3 protein-coding genes are annotated in these 2,500 nt (G+C 69.1%); 2 read left to right on the forward strand and 1 reads right to left on the reverse strand.

The window, feature by feature from the left end; all coding sequences use genetic code 11:
- The coding region (locus tag ACFR9S_RS11230; protein WP_379818681.1) for an isocitrate/isopropylmalate family dehydrogenase at nt 1–420 on the forward strand (420 nt) is incomplete at its 5' end.
- Here the strand turns inward: ACFR9S_RS11230 and ACFR9S_RS11235 are convergent.
- Nucleotides 417–1,172, reverse strand: coding sequence for a DUF1405 domain-containing protein (locus ACFR9S_RS11235; protein WP_379732521.1), 756 nt, complete (start codon nt 1,170–1,172; stop codon nt 417–419). The two genes, ACFR9S_RS11230 and ACFR9S_RS11235, sit on opposite strands and share 4 nt — an antisense overlap.
- A 165-nt stretch (nt 1,173–1,337) precedes the next feature.
- Between ACFR9S_RS11235 and pdxS the strand changes: the two genes are divergently transcribed.
- On the forward strand, nt 1,338–2,246 hold the full coding sequence (gene pdxS / locus ACFR9S_RS11240; protein ID WP_379732522.1) for a pyridoxal 5'-phosphate synthase lyase subunit PdxS: 909 nt from the start codon (nt 1,338–1,340) through the stop codon (nt 2,244–2,246).
- Nucleotides 2,247–2,500 lie beyond the last annotated feature (254 nt).

Genomic DNA, 2,500 nt, shown 5'->3' on the forward strand with positions numbered 1-2,500 from the left:
GAACGCGGCGCCGAGTACGGGACCGAACTGATGGACGCGCTGGCGACGAAGCTGCTGCTCGACCCGACGGCGTACGACGTGATCGTCTGCCCGAACCTCGCGGGCGACGTGCTCTCCGACCTCGCCGCCGGACTCGTTGGCGGGCTGGGGTTGCTGCCGTCCGCAAACGTCGGCGCCGAGAACGGGCTGTTCGAGCCGGTCCACGGCACCGCGCCCGATATCGCCGGCGAGGGCGTCGCCAACCCCGCGGCGGCGATCCTGAGCGCGGCGATGCTGCTCGACAGTCTCGGTCACGAGGACGCGGCCGCCGACGTTCGCTCGGCGGTCGAGCGCACGCTGGAAGGCGGGCCGCGGACGCCGGATCTCGGCGGCACGGCGTCGACCGACGAAGTGGCCGACGCCGTGATCCGGCGGCTCTAACGACTCACGTTCGCGCGCAGTTCCAGCTTCTTCACTCGCGTCGCGAGCGTAAGGACCGTCGCCGTCAGCGTGAGCACGACCGCGCCGGCGGCCGCGAGTGCGTGGATCTCCGGCGGGTGGGTGAAGAAGCCGTCGACCCCGATAGTTTGCCCGGGGATGAGCGTGTGGTGGGGGGTGCCGAGCACCGGGACGAAGTAGTCAACGAGGTCGTTCAGGCCGTACCACAGCACCGCGACGGCGACGGCCCGGACCGGGAAGTCGGAGATGCGGTGGAGGACGAACGCCTGCACCACCATCGCGAGGTGGCTGAACAGGAGGAACAGGTACATCGGCAGGGGGTTGACCGCGCGGAACGAGTCAGAGAAGACGAGCAGCACGTACGGCGTCCAGAGCCCGAGCTTCCAGCAGCCGAAGAACGCGAGCGCCGAGAGGTACTCGTTCGCGCTACCCAGCGCCCACGCGCCGAACGCCAGCGCGATGAACAGCGTCGCGACGGGGCTGTCCGGCACGAGCGGCCAGAACGCCGCCGGCTCCGCCGCAAGCTGGCCAGTTATCAGCGGGTCCGACAGGGGAAGGGGGTGGACGCCGTAGTACCAGAAGCCGAAGGCGGTGCCGAGGAGGTTGGTGACGACGACGAGCCACACCGCGCGCAGCCCGAAATCCTCGACCGCTCGGGGGAGCGGTGCGAGCCAGCGCGGCAGCGCGTCGCGGTCGGGCAGGCGCGAGCGGGGGAGCAGGCCCGGTAGAGTCATACTGGGGCGACAGACCGGCGGTGGCAAAGGGCTGCCGGTGACGGTGCGGGCAAACCGGCAGCGATGGCAAAGGGCTGCCGGTGCCGATGTGGGTCGTCGGCGTCGACTCGCGGGCGAACGGGCCGAAGCCACCCCCCTTAAGTCCCGCCCGCCGCAAGTGTGGGTATGGACGAAGTGGACGACATCGAGGAGCTCAAACGGGGCACCGACCTCGTGAAGCGCGGCTTCGCGAAGATGCAGAAAGGCGGCGTCATCATGGACGTGGTGAACCGCGAGCAGGCCCGGATCGCCGAGGACGCCGGCGCCGTCGCGGTGATGCACCTCGAAGCCGTCCCGGCGGACATCCGCAAGCGCGGCGGTGTCGCCCGGATGGCCAACCCCGCCGAGATCGCGGAGATCACCGACGAGGTCTCGATCCCGGTGATGGGGAAGGTCCGGATCGGCCACCGGAAGGAGGCCGAGATCATGGAGGCCGCCGGCGCGGACATGGTCGACGAGAGCGAGGTGCTCACCCCCGCCGAGGAGAAGTACCACATCGACAAGCGGGACTTCACCGCCCCGTTCGTCTGCGGCGCGCGCAACCTCGGCGAGGCGCTCCGGCGCATCGACGAGGGCGCGGCAATGATCCGCACCAAGGGCGAGGCCGGCACCGGCGACGTGAATCAGGCGGTCCACCACCAGCGCAACATCAAGAGCGCGATCCGCAAGCTCGAGGGAATGAACTACGAGGAACGGGAGATGTGGGCCCGCGAGCACGAGGCGCCGCGGGAACTGGTCCACGAGACGGCCGACCTCGGCCGGCTGCCCGTCGTCAACTTCGCGGCCGGGGGGATCGCGACGCCCGCCGACGCCGCGCTGATGATGTACCACGGCTGCGACGGCATCTTCGTCGGCTCGGGGATCTTCGGCGCGGAGAACCCCGAGAAGATGGGCAGCGCGATCGTCGAAGCGGTCAACAACTGGGACGACCCCGAGGCGCTGCTGGAGATCGCCTCCGACGTGGGCGGCGGCATGAAGGGCGAGTCGAACGTGGATCTGCCCGAGGAGGAGAAGCTGCAGGGCCGCGGGAATTAGGTAGGTAGTTTTCGGTTCTTTTTGTCGTACTTGGTATCGGTGTTGGGATTGGCTGCAACTCTGCGGCGACACTCGATTGCGTTGGCTACCGGGACAGCGACCGCAACAGCATCTCGGTGCTAGACCACTTGCGACCGCCGTGCGCCGGGCACAAGGCCCGCCATCAGAAATCAGAGATTTCTGATTGGCAGACGAGAGCTTCGCTCTCGTCGACGGCGCAGCGCCGAGTCCCCACCCCTCCCCCCCCCCGCGGC

It is taken from the genome of Halolamina salina (assembly GCF_042678005.1).
Taxonomy (GTDB): Archaea; Halobacteriota; Halobacteria; order Halobacteriales; family Haloferacaceae; genus Halolamina; species Halolamina salina.